This window comes from Vibrio sp. Vb0667 (assembly GCF_033391095.1).
Genome location: NZ_JAWPOL010000309.1, coordinates 1 through 1135, shown reverse-complemented (window position 1 = coordinate 1135; position 1135 = coordinate 1). Strand labels below are relative to the sequence as shown.

The window sequence follows — 1135 nt, the reverse complement described above, 5'->3', positions numbered from 1 at the left end:
TCGTTGTTGTAAAAAAGGCTTCCCGAGGGAAGCCTTTTTTGATCGTGCTAAATATTGCGAGTAACGCTAAGTATTACGGTATTTGGAGTAACACAGAGACCTGATTACGCCAAAGCAGATGCCCTGTGTCAGCATGGCTGTTCCGCCGTAACTAAAGAATGGAAGCGGGCTTCCCATCACTGGCAACAATCCACTTACCATTCCAGTATTAATAAAGGCGTAGAGGAAGAAGCTCATCGCCAAGGTGCCACTGACTAAGCGACTAAAAAAGTGCTCAGATTGGCATGCTAGCAACATCACCCGTGCTGTAATAAATAGGTATAGCGTCAGCAATACCACACAGCCAATGAACCCCCATTCCTCCGCATAGGTTGAAAAGATAAAGTCGGTATGACTTTCTGGAATAAAGCCCAGTGTTCCTTGTGTGGCATTCATCCAACCTTTGCCTTTCATACCGCCCGAACCAATCGCAATCAGCGATTGAATGATTTGGTAACCAGAGCCAAGTGGGTCAGATTCTGGGTGTAAGAACTGAGTCACACGGCTTTTTTGGTAGGCTTCCATCACGAAAAACCACAGAATCGGGGCGAGCGTTAGAACGCTCACCACAAATCCACCAATGATTTTCCAGCTCATACCCGCGAAAAATAACACGAATAGTGCGTAGATCACGGTAAAGATCGCACCATCCAGATCGGGTTGCAGAGCGATCAACCCGGCGGGAACCAAGGTAATCATCAAACAAAGCGCGATTTTACGAAAGTCAGGTCTGCCGCCTTCCAGATGCAGCATCCAAGCGATCATGATCGGAATCGACAGCTTAATTAATTCCGAAGGTTGAAAACGAAAAAAGCCGATATCTAGCCATCGTTGTGAACCGTTAGTGCTGTCACCAAACAGCGCGACGGCCAGCAGTAACGACACGGCGACAAAATACAAGTACGGTGCCGAGCGTTGATAACTGGCTGCTGGAATGGATGACATAACCAGAATACACACCAGTGTCAGTGCGCAGCGGGCTAAGTGTTTAAAGAGCATGGATTCATCGAAGCCACTGGCGCTCCATAGCGTCAGCGAACTCAATAACATGATCGTAATTATCGCCATCAAAAGTGGCAAATCGATTCTTGGAAAG

Annotated in this window: 1 protein-coding gene; it reads right to left on the bottom strand. The window is 47.3% G+C overall.

Features of this window, described 5'->3' with window-relative positions:
* Positions 1-66: 66 nt before the first annotated feature.
* On the bottom strand, positions 67-1135 hold a 1069-nt coding region (gene rodA / locus R8269_RS25500; RefSeq protein ID WP_318222949.1), incomplete at its 5' end, for a rod shape-determining protein RodA.